At 72.6% G+C, this 14,173-nt stretch carries 12 protein-coding genes; all 12 read right to left on the bottom strand.

The window, feature by feature from the left end:
• Positions 1-27: 27 nt before the first annotated feature.
• On the bottom strand, positions 28-768 hold the full coding sequence (locus tag M8C13_RS41500; RefSeq protein ID WP_252486324.1) for a YggS family pyridoxal phosphate-dependent enzyme: 741 nt from the start codon (positions 766-768) through the stop codon (positions 28-30).
• Positions 765-1,472 carry a peptidoglycan editing factor PgeF gene (gene pgeF, locus M8C13_RS41495; protein ID WP_252486323.1) on the bottom strand — a complete coding sequence of 236 codons (708 nt, stop codon included), beginning with the start codon at positions 1,470-1,472 and terminating at the stop codon, positions 765-767. Before pgeF ends, M8C13_RS41500 begins: the two co-directional genes overlap by 4 nt.
• A 108-nt stretch (positions 1,473-1,580) precedes the next feature.
• The gene (gene ftsZ, locus M8C13_RS41490; RefSeq protein WP_252486322.1) at positions 1,581-2,927 is read right to left on the bottom strand and encodes a cell division protein FtsZ; all 1,347 of its coding nucleotides are present in this window, start codon (positions 2,925-2,927) and stop codon (positions 1,581-1,583) included.
• A 246-nt stretch (positions 2,928-3,173) separates the two neighbouring features.
• A complete protein-coding gene (locus M8C13_RS41485; protein WP_252486321.1) occupies positions 3,174-3,677 on the bottom strand; it encodes a DinB family protein in 504 nt (167 codons plus the stop codon).
• Positions 3,677-4,456 (bottom strand): cell division protein FtsQ/DivIB, encoded by a 780-nt coding sequence (locus tag M8C13_RS41480; protein WP_252486320.1) that lies wholly within the window; start codon positions 4,454-4,456, stop codon positions 3,677-3,679. The genes M8C13_RS41485 and M8C13_RS41480 overlap by 1 nt, the downstream gene beginning before the upstream one ends.
• The gene (gene murC, locus M8C13_RS41475; RefSeq protein ID WP_308202917.1) at positions 4,453-5,886 is read right to left on the bottom strand and encodes a UDP-N-acetylmuramate--L-alanine ligase; all 1,434 of its coding nucleotides are present in this window, start codon (positions 5,884-5,886) and stop codon (positions 4,453-4,455) included. Before murC ends, M8C13_RS41480 begins: the two co-directional genes overlap by 4 nt.
• On the bottom strand, positions 5,883-7,025 hold the full coding sequence (gene murG / locus M8C13_RS41470) for an undecaprenyldiphospho-muramoylpentapeptide beta-N-acetylglucosaminyltransferase (RefSeq protein WP_374213346.1): 1,143 nt from the start codon (positions 7,023-7,025) through the stop codon (positions 5,883-5,885). Before murG ends, murC begins: the two co-directional genes overlap by 4 nt.
• A gap of 88 nt (positions 7,026-7,113) precedes the next feature.
• The gene (gene ftsW / locus M8C13_RS41465; RefSeq protein ID WP_252486318.1) at positions 7,114-8,532 is read right to left on the bottom strand and encodes a putative lipid II flippase FtsW; all 1,419 of its coding nucleotides are present in this window, start codon (positions 8,530-8,532) and stop codon (positions 7,114-7,116) included.
• A 7-nt stretch (positions 8,533-8,539) separates the two neighbouring features.
• Complete coding sequence (gene murD / locus M8C13_RS41460) at positions 8,540-9,922, bottom strand: UDP-N-acetylmuramoyl-L-alanine--D-glutamate ligase (protein ID WP_252486317.1); 1,383 nt, start codon at positions 9,920-9,922, stop codon at positions 8,540-8,542.
• A complete protein-coding gene (mraY, locus tag M8C13_RS41455; RefSeq protein ID WP_252486316.1) occupies positions 9,919-11,013 on the bottom strand; it encodes a phospho-N-acetylmuramoyl-pentapeptide-transferase in 1,095 nt (364 codons plus the stop codon). Before mraY ends, murD begins: the two co-directional genes overlap by 4 nt.
• Positions 11,010-12,485, bottom strand: coding sequence for a UDP-N-acetylmuramoyl-tripeptide--D-alanyl-D-alanine ligase (gene murF, locus M8C13_RS41450; protein WP_252486315.1), 1,476 nt, complete (start codon positions 12,483-12,485; stop codon positions 11,010-11,012). Before murF ends, mraY begins: the two co-directional genes overlap by 4 nt.
• Positions 12,482-13,993, bottom strand: coding sequence for a UDP-N-acetylmuramoyl-L-alanyl-D-glutamate--2,6-diaminopimelate ligase (locus tag M8C13_RS41445; RefSeq protein WP_252486339.1), 1,512 nt, complete (start codon positions 13,991-13,993; stop codon positions 12,482-12,484). Before M8C13_RS41445 ends, murF begins: the two co-directional genes overlap by 4 nt.
• Positions 13,994-14,173: the final 180 nt, after the last annotated feature.

Raw genomic sequence — 14,173 nt, 5'->3', positions numbered from 1 at the left:
CACCCACCGTGGCCTCCGCTCCACGGGCTATGGCGAGGTTAGCCGCCGTCCGCCGAGCAACGAGGTTCCGACACGCACACAGGTCGAGCCGTGGTCAATCGCCGCTTCCAAGTCCCCGCTCATGCCTGCGGACACCACGACGGCACCTGCATGCTCGTTCCTTAGACGCGCGGACACCTCAGCGAGTTCCCCGAAAGCGTCATGGGGATTACTACCTAGGGGTGCGACGGCCATCACACCTTTCAGGTTCAGTTCACCCGATCGCGTGATCTTTGCCACCAGTTCAGCGAGTTGATCTTGCGGGACCCCGCCACGCTGTGGATCACCGTCCAGGCTCAGCTGAACGAGCACGTCCAGCGGGTCCTCCCGCTCGCCCTCGGCGCGGGCCTTGGCCACCGCCTTGGCGAGCGCCTCGGCCAGCCGGACGCTGTCCACCGTCTGGATGACTCCGGCCCAGCGGAGCACCGCGCGGGCCTTGTTGCGCTGGAGCCTGCCGATCAGGTGCCAGCGCGGGTGGATGCCGGCCTCGGCCAGCTCGGCGGCCTTGGCGCTGGCCTCCTGCTCCCTGGACTCGCCGAACTCGGTGCAGCCCAGCTCGGTCAGCAGGGCCACGTCGGAGGCCGGGAAGTTCTTGGTGATGGGCAGCAGCTGGACCTCGGCAGGGTCCCGCCCGGCCTTGGCGCAGGCGGTGGCGATCCGCTCCTGGATCTCGGCCAGCGCCGCGGCCAGCTCGGCCTTGCGCTCCTCCCTGCTCAGCGCGCCGCTCATTCCGCCTCCACCCAGACCACCGAGGCCAGCCGACCGGTCTGGCCGTCCCGGCGGTGGCTGAACAGGGTCTTGTCCTCCACCGTGCAGCGCGGGTCCAGCCCGACCTTGGCCACCCCGGCGTCGGCGAGCTGCTGCCAGAGCCCGGCCCGCAGGTCCAGCCCCGGCGTGCCCTTGCGCGTCTTGCAGGCCGCGCCGGGCAGGTGCGCGGCCACGTCGTCCTGCATGGCCTGCGGCACCTCGTAGCACTCCCCGCACACCGAGGGCCCGAGCAACGCCTCCACCCGGTCGATCCGGGCGCCTGCCGCGTCCATCGCGCGCAGCGCCGCGGGCAGCACGCCGACCCTGGCGCCCACCCGGCCCGCGTGCACCGCGGCGACCACCCCGGCCTCGGCGTCGCCGAGCAGCACCGGCACGCAGTCCGCGGTCAGCGCCACCAGCGCCAGCCCCGGCGTCGCGGTGACCAGCGCGTCGGTGGCCTCGGCGGGGGTGTCACCCGGCCCGTCCACGGTGGTGACCGTGCGGCCGTGCACCTGCTCCATCCAGACCAGCCGGTCCGCGGACAGCCCGATCCCCTCGGCCAGCCGCTTCCGGTTCGCGCTCACCGCCTCCGGCGCGTCCCCGACGTGGTCGCCGAGGTTGAAGGACTCGTACGGCGCAAGCGAAGCCCCGCCCGCCCGCGTGGTGATGACCCGACGAATGCGCACGCCCGAACGTTAGCGCGCCGCACCCCGTCCCCCACCGCCGTGTTGGCCGAACCCGGAAAAGCGAACACGCCGTGTCGCTGGGCGGCACGGCGTGCTGGCGAGGGTTGGTCAGCGGCGCATGAACGGCGGGACGTCGACCTCGTCGTCATCCGGCTCGTCGGTGATCGGGACCGAGCGGGACGGCAGGCTGCCGCCGAGACCGGAGCTGACCGGGGGCAGGCCGGAGGAGGTGCGCGGCGGCAGCGGGTTCATCGGGTTGGCCTGCGGCGGCTGCGGGGCCGGGGGCTGCTGCACGACCGGCTGCGGCGCGGGCTGGGCCTGCGGCTGCTGGTAGGTCTGCGGCTGCGGAGCCGGCTGGTAGGTCTGCTGCTGAGGCGGCGGCTGGGGAGCCGCCTGCTGCGGTTGCTCGGGCTGCTGCTGGGGGTTGCCGCCGACCTGGCCGGCCTGGGCCGGGGCCACCGGGGCACGCGAGGTGACCGGGGCGGGCTCCAGCTTCTTGTGCGTCGGCGTGCCGCCGTCGAACCCAGCGGCTATCACGGTGACCCTGACCTCGTCGCCGAGCGAGTCGTCGATGACCGTACCGAAGATGATGTTGGCCTCGGGGTGCGCGGCCTCCTGGACCAGCGAGGCGGCCTCGTTGATCTCGAACAGGCCGAGGTCCGAGCCACCCGCGATGGACAGCAGCACGCCGTGCGCGCCCTCCATCGAGGCTTCCAGCAGCGGCGAGTTGATCGCCTTGCCCGCGGCCTGCACCGCGCGGCCCTCGCCCCTGGCCGAGCCGATGCCCATCAGCGCGCTGCCCGCGCCGGACATGACGCTCTTGACGTCGGCGAAGTCCAGGTTGATCAGACCGGGGGTGGTGATCAGGTCGGTGATGCCCTGCACACCGGAGAGCAGCACCTCATCGGCCGAGCGGAAGGCGTCCATCAGGCTGACGCCGATGTCGCCCAGCTGCAGCAGCCGGTCGTTCGGGATGACGATCAAGGTGTCGCACTCGTTGCGCAGCGCCTGGATGCCGTCCTCGGCCTGCTTGGCCCGCCGCTTGCCCTCGAAGGAGAACGGGCGGGTGACCACGCCGATGGTCAGCGCGCCGAGCTTGCGGGCGATCGAGGCGACCACCGGCGCGCCGCCGGTACCCGTGCCACCGCCCTCGCCCGCGGTCACGAAGACCATGTCGGCGCCCTTGATGACCTCTTCGATCTCTTCCCGGTGGTCCTCGGCGGCGCGCTGGCCGACCTCGGGGTTGGCGCCTGCGCCGAGACCGCGGGTCAGCTCGCGGCCGATGTCGAGCTTCACGTCGGCGTCTGACATCAGCAAAGCCTGGGCGTCGGTGTTCACCGCGATGAACTCGACTCCCTTGAGCCCAACCTCGATCATGCGGTTCACCGCGTTGACGCCGCCGCCGCCGATTCCGACGACCTTGATCACCGCGAGGTAGTTGTGCGGGGGCGTCATCGGGTCCGCCTTCCTGATCGTGGCTGTGTGTTCCAGTGCTGTGGCTCGCGGGTCTGGACCGTCGCCACCCGGCGCCAGCCCCGTCTCGAAACCCTCAGCCTCAACTGTCGGTTGAGAGTTATGTCAACCCCTGACCATCGAACGGGACGTTATGCACCGTCGGTGTTCTCCGTCCAGCAGCCACGCCGAGTGAACCCGCACACGTAACCCACGAAGGAAACTTGTAGGCACGCCCCCACCCCTCCGTCACTCTCCGGTCACACCGTCGAGCAGCTCGCGAATGAGGTCGAGATGACCGGCATGGCGTCCGGTCTCCTCGATCATGTGGGTCAGCACCCAGCGCACGCTTACGTTACCGAGTCGCGGATGAACGAATGTCGCCGACAGGTCCTTTCGGGCCAGGACCTCCCGGCTGACCGCGCATTCCCGCTCGTACCCGGCCAGCACATCGGCCAGCGACTGCTCGGCCGGCACCCGGAACTCGGCGTCCGGATCGTCGCCCGCCCAGGGCGGTTCGCCGGGCTGGTCGTCCACCCGGTTGCTGAACCAGGCCCACTCCACCCAGCGCAGGTGGTTGACCAGTCCGACCACCGTCATCAGCGGTGAGCTGGGGATCAGCGGTTTCCGAGCGTCCACTTCGGACAGTCCGGTGGCCTTCATGACCACGGTGGCGCGCAAGAAGTCCAGGAAGCCGCACAGGGTGTCGCGCTCGTCGGCGATCAGCGGCGGTTCGGGACGGGTGTCAGTCATCAGACGACAGTAGGCAGGTCCGGGCTGGAGATGTTAAAGATTTTCCCAGGCCGGCCCAGCAACGGCTCCAGCACCTGCGCCTTGCGGCCGGAGTCGGCGGTGCTGCCCCAGCGCACCTCCCGGCCGCCGATCAGCTGTAGCCGGACGTCGCCGGGCACCTCGGCGGCGACCTCCAGCACCTCCGGCTTGAGCTTGTCCGGCACCGCGGCCAGCACGTCCACCGCGGCCTTGGCCGCCGGGTCGTCCGGCGCGGCGCTGCGCACCTTGACCACCGGCAGGCCGTCCGGCGGCTTGGGCACGGTGGCGTAGGCCCGGCCGGTGCCGTCCACCAGCTGCGGGCCCTCGGCGCCGTTGAACACCCCGACCGGGGTGCGCTCGTCCACGGTGACCACCAGGCTGCCCGGGAAGGAGCGCTCCACGTTCACCGTGAACACCCTGGGCACGGCGCCGATCCTGGCGGCCACCTCGGCGGTGTCCACCTGGAGCAGCGGGGTGCCTTCCGGCACGTTGGCCGCGGTGCGGATCTCCTCGGCGCTGAGCGCCTTGAGGCCGTCGATCCGCACCTCCCTGACCGCGAACAGCCCGGTGTAGTAGAGCAGGTAGCCGAGGCCGACCAGCACGGTCACCACCGACATCAGCACCCAGGGCCGCAGCAGCCTGCGCAGCTTGGCCACCCGCCGCCGCCCGGCCGGACGGCGGCCCCGCACGGACGCCGGGCGCGGCCGGGCGGCCCTGCGGGGGTCGCTGTACCGCTTGCCGCGCTGCGGCGTCGCGCTCATCGTCCGGCGTCCTCGCCGCCGGCCAGCTCGCCGAGGATCTCCGGGCCGAGCATGGTGACATCGCCCGCGCCCATGGTGATCACCAGGTCACCGGCGCGGACCAGGCTGGCCACCAGCTTGGGCGCGTGGCTGATCGAGGACTCGTAGTGCACCCTGCCCTGCGGCAGCGGCACGCTCTCGGCCACCAGCTCGCCGGTCACGCCGGGCTCGGGCTCCTCGCGAGCGCCGTAGACGTCGAGCACCACCACCTCGTCGGCCAGCGCCAGCGCCTGGGCGAACTCGGCGCAGAAGGCCTTGGTGCGCGAGTACAGGTGCGGCTGGAAGACCACCACCAGCCTGCCCGTGCCGCCGACCACCGGCCGGGCGGCGCGCAGCTGGGCGTCCACCTCGGTGGGGTGGTGGGCGTAGTCGTCGTAGACCCGAACTCCGGCGGCTTGGCCCTTGAACTCGAACCGCCGCCGGACGCCACCGAAGGCGGCCAGGCCGTCCAGCAGGCCGTCCAGCGGCGCGCCCAGCTCCAGCCCGGCCAGCAGCGCGGCGACCGCGTTGCCCGCCATGTGCTCGCCTGGCACGGCCACCGTGACGGTGACCTGCTCGCCGCCCAGCTCGATGTCCACCTCGCCACCGGCCGCGGTGGGCCGGTGCACCAGGATGCGGGCGTCCGCGCCCTCAGCGCGGCCGTAGCGCAGCACCCGCACGCCCTGGGCGGTGGCGCGCTCGGCCAGCGCGGCCGAGCCCGGGTCGTCGATGTTGGCGATCAGCACGCCGCCGGGCTCGATCCGGGTGACGAACTCGTCGAAGACCGCCACGTAGGCCTCGACCGTGCCGTGGTGGTCCAGGTGGTCGGCCTCCACGTTGGTGACCACCGCGACCGAGGGGCTGAACACCAGGAACGAGCCGTCGGACTCATCGGCCTCGGCCACGAACGCGCCGCCGCTGCCGTGGTGGGCGTTGGCGCCGGACTCGTTGAGGTCGCCGCCGATGGCGAAGGAGGGGTCCAGCCGGCAGTGCTGCAGGGCCACGGTGAGCATCGAGGTGGTCGAGGTCTTGCCGTGCGTGCCCGCGATGCAGGCCACCCGGTGCCCGGCCATCAGCGCGCCCAGCGCCTCCGCCCTGCGCAGCACGGTGATGCCGCGCTCCTGGGCCGCGGCCAGCTCCGGGTTGCTCGGCCGGATCGCGGTGGAGACGACCACCGCGGTCGGCCCGCCGTCGAGCTGGTCCAGGTTCTCCGCCAGGTGCCCGGTGCTGATCTCCGCGCCCTGCGCGCGCAGGGCCAGCACGGTGGGCGAGTCCTTGGCGTCGGAGCCGGACACCCGCGCGCCGCGGGCCAGCAGGATCCGGGCGATGCCGCTCATCCCGGCGCCGCCGATGCCCACCAGGTGGGTGCGGGCCAGGCGCTCGTCCAGCGGGCCGACCTCGGGGGCGCTCACCGGCGCACCTGGTCCAGCACCATGCGGGCCAGCACCATGTCGGCCTCGCGGTGTCCGCCGGACTGGGCCGCCGCGCCCATCTTGGCCAGCCGCTCCGGGTCCCGCAGCATCGGGATGACCTGCTCGGAGATCCGCTGGGCGGTCAGCTCGCTGTCCGGGATGAGCAGGCCGCCGCCGTTGTCCACCACCGGGTTGGCGTTGAGCGCCTGCTCGCCGTTGCCGATCGGCAGCGGCACGAACACCGCGGGCAGGCCGAGCGCGGAGACCTCGGCCACGGTCATCGCGCCGGAGCGGCAGAGCACCGCGTCCGCGGCGGCGTAGGCCAGGTCCATCCGCTCCAGGTAGGGCACCGGCACGTAGGCGGGCGCGTGCGGCACCTGCTGCACGGCCACGGTGTTCTTGGGCCCGTGCGCGTGCAGCACGCCGATGCCGGCCGCGGCGAACTGGCTGGCCGAGGCGGAGACCGCGGTGTTGATCGAGCGCGCGCCCTGGGAGCCGCCGACCACCAGCAGGCAGGGGGCGGTGGGGTGCAGGCCGAAGAACCGGCGGGCCTCGTCGCGCAGCGCGGCCCGGTCCAGGGTGGTGATGGACTGGCGCAGCGGGATGCCGATGACCTTGGCGCCGGGCAGGCCGCTGCCGGGCACCGCGGCGGCCACCGCGGCGGCGAAGCGGGCACCGACCTTGTTGGCCAGGCCGGTGCGCGCGTTGGCCTCGTGCACCACGATCGGCACCCGGCCGCGGGCGGCCAGGTAGGCGGGCAGCGCCACGTAGCCGCCGAAGCCGACCACCACGTCCGCGCCGTGCCGGTCGAGGACCTCGCGGGTGCGGCGGACCGCGTCCCTGACCTTCAGCGGCAGCCGGAGCAGCTCGGGGGTGGGCTTGCGCGGCATCGGCACCGGGGGGATCAGCTCCAGCTGGTAGCCGCGGGCCGGCACGATCTTGGTCTCCAGGCCCCGCTCGGTGCCCAGTGCGATCACCCTGGCATCGGGCCGGATCCGGCGCACCGCGTCGGCCAGGGCCAGCGCGGGCTCGATGTGCCCGGCGGTGCCGCCTCCGGCGACGACGACACAGGGTCCACTTCGGACGGTTTCACCAGACACTGCGGAAGTCCTCCAGCCCGGTATCCCAGGCGTCGACATGGGGATGCGGATGGCCGCGAGGGTAACAAAATCGGCCTGTGACACTGCGTGCGCCCGGGGCGCTACGCAGTGCCATGGCCGGTGCCGATCAGCGGATGCGGCCTTCTCTGCTGTTCGGGTATCCCGCTCTGCGCCGTGGATCCGGGCTGCCGGTGTTGCGCCTGGTGCGCCGGCGGTCGTCCTGGGCCGTGGCGGCCTGGTGGGCGGCCGCGCGCACCGGGCGGCCTGCCTGGCGGGGCGGGGTGGACGGGCGGACCGGCTTGCGCTTGGCAGGCGGCCGGTAGGGCTCGGGGGCGGGCAGCCGGAGCAGCTTGCCGACCCGGCCGGGGCCGAGGGTGCGCAGCGCGGCCACGGCCTCCGGCTCGTGCCGGGTGTTGTTGGCCAGGATGCCGAAGACCAGCATGGTCACCGCGGCCGAGGTGCCGCCGGAGGAGATCATCGGCAGGGTCAGGCCGGTGACCGGGAGCAGGCCGACCACATAGCCGATGTTGATCGCGGCCTGGGCCACCAGCCACACCGTGAGGGTGGCCGAGACCAGCCGGATCCACGGGTCGGTGTTGCGCTGGGAGATGCGCAGGCCGACGTAGGCGAGCAGGCCGAAGAGCACCAGCACCAGCAGCGCGCCGATCAGGCCGAGCTCCTCGCCGATCACCGCGTAGATGAAGTCGTTGTGCACGTTGGGCAGGTAGCTCCACTTGGCCTTGCCCTGGCCGAGGCCGACCCCGAAGATGCCGCCGTCGCCGAGGGCGTAGAGCGCCTGCGTGGACTGGTAGGAGGCGGTCGGGTCCGCGGTGGGGTCGAAGAAGGAGGTCAGGCGTTCCAGCCGGTAGGCCGCGGACATGGCCAGCGCGATCGCGCCGGTGACCGCGCCCAGGGCGATCACGCCGAACAGCCGCAGCGGCGCGCCGGCGAACCACAGCAGGGACAGCACGATCACCGCGAGGGTGATGGTGGAGCCGAGGTCGGGTTGCAGCATGAGCAGGGCGAACATCATCAGCGCCGCGGGCACCAGGGGCACCAGCAGGTGCCGCCACTGGTGCAGCATGGCGCGTTTGGTGGCCAGCACGTGCGCGCCCCAGAGCACCAGCGCGACCTTGGCCGGTTCCACCGGCTGGAAGGACAGCGGGCCGAGCTTGAACCAGCTGCGCGCCTTGTTCAGCTCGGCGCCGATGCCCGGCACCAGCACCAGGATCAGCAGCAGCAGGCTGACCACCATGGCCGGGATGCTCAGCCGGCGCAGGGTTCTGGCGGGCAGCCGCAGCGCGATCCAGAACAGGCCAAGGCCGACCACCACGTAGGCCAGCTGCTTGGCAAAGATCACGTAGCCGGAGTTGAACTTGTTCAGGCTGTCCGGGATCGAGGCCGACAGCACCATGACCAGGCCGAGGATGGTGAGCAGGCCGAAGATCGCCAGCACCAGGTGGAAGTCGGCCAGCGGCCTGCTCAGCCAGGCGGTCAGCGCCGAGCGCCAGGAGACCCGGGAGGTCCGGCGGGTCCGTCGGGGCATCCCGGCTTCACCCCGCCTCAGGAGCTTGGAGCACCTCTCGCACGGCCTGCGCGAAGGCGCGGCCCCGGTGGGTGTAGTCGGTGAACATGTCCATCGAGGCAGCCGCGGGCGCCAGTAGGACAACATCACCCGGTCGTGCCATTGCGCTCGCCGCTCTCACCACCGACACCATGGCCTTATCGTCCCCCTCCGTCACCGTGTGCACGGGGACCTCGGGGGCGTGTCGCGCCAGCGCGGCGGCGATCACCTCCCGGTCCTGGCCGATCAGCACCACCCCGGCCAGCCGGGGCGCGGCCTCGGCCACCAGCTGCTCCACCGAGGCGCCCTTGAGCAGGCCGCCGGCCACCCAGATCACCCGGTCGTGGGCGTGCAGGGAGGAGGCGGCCGCGTGCGGGTTGGTGGCCTTGGAGTCGTCGATGTAGCGCACGCCGTTGACCTCGGCGACCGGGCTGGCCCGGTGCACGATCGGCTGGAAGTTCGCCAGTCCGGTGCGCACGGCCCCGGCGGGGACGCCGTGCGCGCGGGCCAGCGCGGCGGCGATGAGCGCGTCGGCGATGCCGGGCGGTCCCGGCGGGCGGATCGCGGCGGCCTCGGTGAGCACGGCCCCGGTGGGAGTGGGCTCGGTGACCCGGTCCACCAGGTTGCCGCCGGAGACGCCGAACTGGCCCGGCTCCGGCTCGCCCAGGGTGACGCCGATCTTGCGCGGGGCCGGGCACTCGGCCAGCAGCCCGGCCACGATCGGGTCGTCCAGGTTGCCGATGGCCACCTTGCCGGTGAGCACCGCGGCCTTGGCGCCCGCGTAGGCCGCCAGGGAGCCGTGCCAGTCCAGGTGGTCCTCGGCGATGTTGAGCAGCGCGCCCGCGCTGGGCCGCACCGAGGGCGACCAGTGCAGCTGGAAGCTGGACAGCTCCACGGCGAGCACCCGGTGCCCGGCGCGGACCGCGTCCACCACCGGCAGCCCGACGTTGCCGCAGGCCACCGCGTCCGCGCCGGCCGCGCGCAGGATGTGCTCCAGCATGCCGACGGTGGTGGTCTTGCCGTTGGTGCCGGTGACCACCAGCCACTCGCGCGGGCCGTCCGGGGCCTCCTGGTCCAGCCGCCAGGCCAGCTCGACCTCGCCGATGACCTCGATGCCCGCGTCGGCGGCCGCGGCCAGCAGCGGGGTGTCCGGCCGCCAGCCGGGGCTGGTGACCACCAGGTCGGTGCCCGGCGGCGGCTCGGTGAGCGAAAGCGCGGTGGCGAACTCGGTGATGGCGGCCAGCCGGGCGGCGTTGCCGTCGGTGACGGTGACCTTGGCGCCGAGGTCGGCCAGGGCCTGGGCGGCGGACAGACCGGACACCCCGGCCCCCGCGACGAGGACCGAGGCGCCGCTGAACTGGGACGGGCTCATCCGCCCGAGGCCAGCCACTCGCTGTAGAACAGGCCGAGGCCGATCATGCAGCAGATGCCGCCCATCAGCCAGAACCTGATGATCACCGTGGTTTCCGCCCAGCCCGCTAGCTCGAAGTGGTGGTGGAACGGGGCCATCCGGAACAGTCTTCGTTTTGTGGTGCGGAAGACCATGATCTGCAGGCTGACCGAGAGCACCTCGACCACGAACAGGCCGCCGACGACGAACATCAGCAGCTCGGTGCGGGTGGTGATGGCCAGGCCGGCGACCAGGCCGCCGAGGGCCAGCGAGCCGGTGTCGCCCATGAAGATCTTGGCGGGAGCCGCGTTCCACCAGAGGAAGCCGACGCAGCCGGCCATCGCCGCGGCGGCCACGATCGCCAGGTCCAGCGGGTCGCGGACGTAGTAGCAGGCCGGGTTGAGGCGCTCGGAGCAGTCCAGCCGGAACTGCCAGAACGAGATGACCACGTAGGTGCCCAGCACCATCGCCGCGGTGCCAGCGGCCAGGCCGTCCAGGCCGTCGGTCAGGTTGACCGCGTTGGACCAGCCCGCCACCAGCAGGTTGCAGAAGATGATGAACCCGATGGCGCCGAAGGAGATGATCGAGATGTCCCGGACGAAGGACAGGTTCACCGAGGCAGGGGTGAGGTGGTAGTCGCTGGCGTCCGGGAACTGCAAGACGAGGTAGCCGAAGACGGTCGCGGTGAGCACCTGGCCGACGATCTTCGCGGTGCCGGACAGGCCCAGGTTGCGGGCCTTGCGGATCTTGATGAAGTCGTCCAGGAAGCCGACCAGGCCGAGGCCGGTGGTCAGGAACAGCACCAGGATGCCGGAGGCGGTCGGGCCGACCTGCTCGTTCGCTCCCCTGGTCAGGTAGACGAACAGGTGGCTGGTGCCGTAGCCGGCCCACATGGCCAGCAGGATCGCGATACCGCCCATGGTGGGGGTGCCGCGCTTGGTCTGGTGGTGCTGGGGACCCTCTTCCCTGATCTCCTGGCCGAAGCCCTGCCGGGAGAAGACCTTGATCAGGTAGGGGGTGAGCAGGATGGAGACCATCAGCGCGATCGCGGCCGCGACGAGAATGCCCTTCACGCGGTGTCACCGCCATCGAGCAGCGCGTCGGCGACCCGCCACAGCGCGGCCGCCTTGCTCGCCTTCACCAGCACGACGTCCCCTGGCCGCACCTGTTCGCGCAGCAGCGCGATGGCGGCGTCGACGTCCGGCACGAGTACGGACTCCTCTCCCCATGACCCTTCGAGGTACGCGCCCTGGTGCATCGCGGCCGCCTGCTCGCCGATCACGACGAGCCGGTTGACGTCCAACCGGACCGCGTACCGGCCGATCGCGTCGTGCGCGGCGATGCTGTCCTCGCCCAGTTCGGCCATCACGCCGAGCACGGCCCAGCTGCGGCGGCGCGGCTCCGTGCGGCTCATGGCGGCCAGGGTCTTGAGCGCGGCGCGCACCGACTCCGGGTTGGCGTTGTACGAATCGTTGACCACCGTGACGCCGTCGTCGCGGGTGGTGACCTCCATGCGGCGGGCGGAGACCCGTCGCGCCGCGGAGAGCCGCTCGGCGACCTCCGCGGGTGTCGCGCCCAGCTCCAGCGCGACCGCGGCGGCGGCCAGCGCGTTGGACACGTGGTGCACGCCGTGCAGGCCGAGCTTGACCTCCGCCTCCCCCTGCGGGGAGACCAGGCGGAAGGTGGCGCGGGCCTGCTCGTCGAGGTCGACGTCCTCGGCGCGCACGGTGGCTTTCGGGTCGGTCCCGAAGAAGACGATCTTGGCTTTGCTGCGCCCGGCCATCGCGGCGACCAGCGGGTCGTCGGCGTTGAGCACGGCGACCCCGCCCTCCTCGGCCGAGGGCAGCGACTCGGGCAGCTCGCCCTTGGTCTGGGCGACCGCCTCCTGGGAGCCGAACTCGCCGAGGTGCGCGGAGCCCACGTTGGTCACCACGCCGATCCGCGGCGGCGCGGTCCGGCACAGCTGGCCGATGTGGCCGACGCCGCGGGCGGAGAGCTCCAGCACCAGGAAGCGGGTGGCCGCCTCGGCGCGCAGCGCGGTCCACGGGTGGCCGAGCTCGTTGTTGAACGAGCCGGGCGGCGCGACCGTGGGGCCCATCGGCTCCAGGACCTGGGCGATGAGGTCCTTGGTCGAGGTCTTGCCGGAGGAGCCGGTCACCCCGACCACGGCCAGGCCCTCGCGGGCCAGGGTGTCCACGGAGAGCCGGGCGAGCTTGCTGAGCGCGGCAAGTACCGCGGCGCCGGAGCCGTCGGTGTCGCCGGTGAGCACGTAGGAGCTGTGGTTGGCCTCGGCCACCGGCGGCACGATCACCGCGGGCGCGTCCACCTCCCTGGCCGCCAGCACCCCGGCCGCGCCGGCCTTGACCGCGGCGGCGGCGAAGTCGTGGCCGTCCACCTGCTGACCGGGCAGCGCCAGGAACAGGCCGCCCTCGGTCAACTGGCGGGAGTCGAACTCCACGCTGCCGGTGATCTTCGGGCTGCCGTCAGTGTTGTGCAGGCGCCCGCCGACCGCCTCGGCGATCTCGGCGAGACTGAGCGGAATCATGAACCCTCCGTGGGGTGGACGCCGGAAGCGGCGCCCGGGTTGTCAGTCAGCCGCGCGTCAATGGCCTCGGCCAGTACCTGGCGGTCGTCGAACGGATGCACGACCCCGTTGATCTCCTGCCCCGTCTCGTGGCCCTTGCCCGCGACCACCACCACGTCGCCGGGGCCTGCACGGCGGACCGCCTCGCGGATGGCCGCGCCGCGGTCGCCGACCTCGACGACCTCGCCGCGCTCGCTCTCCGGCACGGCGCGCGCGCCGGCCAGCATGGCGGCCCTGATCGCGGCCGGGTCCTCGGTGCGCGGGTTGTCGTCGGTGACGATGGTCAGCTCGGCGCGGCGGGCCGCGGCCTCGCCCATCAGCGGGCGCTTGGCGCTGTCCCGGTCGCCGCCGCAGCCCAGCACCAGGATGATCCGGCTGTCCTTGGCCTGTTCGCGCACCGAGTCCAGCACCGCGGCCACCGCGCCGGGCTTGTGCGAGTAGTCGACCACGGCGGTGAAGTCCTGGCCGCGCACCACCCGTTCCATCCGGCCGGGCACGTCCACGCTGGAGAGGCCCTCGATGATGGCCGCGTCCGGCACCCCGGCCGCGTGCAGGCAGGCGGCGGCCAGCAGCGCGTTGGACACGTTGAAGTCGCCGGGCAGCCGGATGGCCAGCTTCAGCTCGATGCCGTCCGGGCCGAGGGCGCGGAAGCGCTGGATGCCGGTGGTCTCGGTGCTGATCTCCAGTGCCCGCCAGGTCGCCTCGCCGCCGAGGGAGACGGTGACGGTGTCCTCGGTGACCAGCCTGCGGCCCCACTCGTTGTCCACCACCACGACCGCCTTGTCCGCGCGGCCGTCGAACAGCTTGGCCTTGGCGGCGAAGTAGTCCTCCATGTCGGCGTGGAAGTCCAGGTGGTCCTGGGACAGGTTGGTGAAGGCGCCGACCGCGAAGTGGGTGCCGGCGACCCGGCCGAGGGCGAGCGCGTGGCTGGAGACCTCCATGGCCACGTCGCTGACCCCGCGCTCCAGCATCAGCGCGAACAGGGCTTGCAGGTCGGGGGCTTCCGGGGTGGTGAACGCGCTGTCCAGGCGCTGCCCGGCGATCACGGTGGCGACGGTGCCGATCAGCCCGGTGGTGCGGCCCGCGGCGCGCAGCCCGGCCTCGATCAGCGTGCTGACGGTGGTTTTCCCCGAGGTGCCGGTGATGCCGATGATGGACAGCCGGTCGGAGGGGTTGCCGTAGATCCGCGCGGCCAGCGCGCCCAGCACCGCCCGCGGATCGGGGTGCACCAGCACGGGCAGGCCGGACTCGCGCACCTCGGGCAGTTCCGCGCCCGCGGCGTCGGTGAGCACCGCGACCGCGCCGCCCTCGACCGCCTGGGCGGTGAACGCGGCCCCGTGCGCGCGGGCGCCGGGCAGACCGGCGAAAAGATCTCCTGGCTGGGCCTGCTGGGCGCGCAGGGTGGCGCCGGTGACCCGGACCGCCGCGTGCTCGCGTCCGTTGTCACCAGCGAGAACGGCGCCGACCATGCCGGCTAGCTCGTCCAGTCGGACCGGCTCGGTCAGCGAGGGACGAGGCGGGGCTGTAGCGACCACTGATGGCACGCGCGAGAGGCTACCGGCGTGCGCTGAGTGGCCTAGCACGGCCTTGCTGTGCTAGGCGGTGTCTGGTGGATCTCGGCCGCGATCGCCGGGCCCAGCTCACCCCTG

Origin of the sequence: Crossiella sp. SN42 (genome assembly GCF_023897065.1) — a bacterium.
In the GTDB taxonomy this organism is placed as follows: Bacteria; Actinomycetota; Actinomycetes; order Mycobacteriales; family Pseudonocardiaceae; genus Crossiella.
The sequence above is the reverse complement of the archived record's forward strand: the minus strand, read 5'-3'. Positions and strand labels throughout refer to the sequence as shown.